1 protein-coding gene is annotated in these 369 nt (G+C 40.4%); it reads right to left on the reverse strand.

The window, feature by feature from the left end; genetic code table 11:
• Positions 1–35: 35 nt before the first annotated feature.
• Complete coding sequence (locus tag FD44_RS10210; RefSeq protein WP_082618788.1) at positions 36–353, reverse strand: DUF975 family protein; 318 nt, start codon at positions 351–353, stop codon at positions 36–38.
• Positions 354–369: the final 16 nt, after the last annotated feature.

Here is a 369-nt window from a genome sequence, read left to right on the forward strand (position 1 = left end):
AACAGGATTTGACAGAGAGCCACATTTTCACTAATCTATTTAACTAAATGGCGATAGAAATTCGTATTCGTTGCGCGCATGTATGGCACAAGCCAAATGAAGCCGATACCCAATGTTATCCCGCTTAAAATGGCCCATCCTAGATAACTAAGTTGTAACACAAAATACTCGCCTTTATGGCCGTTCATCAGCGCCCGACTCTTGGTAATGCATTCGAGGTAGCGAACATCAGGATTTCCGCTATCGACAGAATCCTTATAGATTAAGTAAGCCTGTGAGTATGCGATGGACTTAATAATTCCTGGAATAATCAAAAGAAGCGTCCATAAAAACGTAAAAATGTAGGCCCAAATTGCAAGAACAAATTAG

Source organism: Secundilactobacillus malefermentans DSM 5705 = KCTC 3548, assembly GCF_001436395.1.
GTDB lineage: Bacteria > Bacillota > Bacilli > Lactobacillales > Lactobacillaceae > Secundilactobacillus > Secundilactobacillus malefermentans.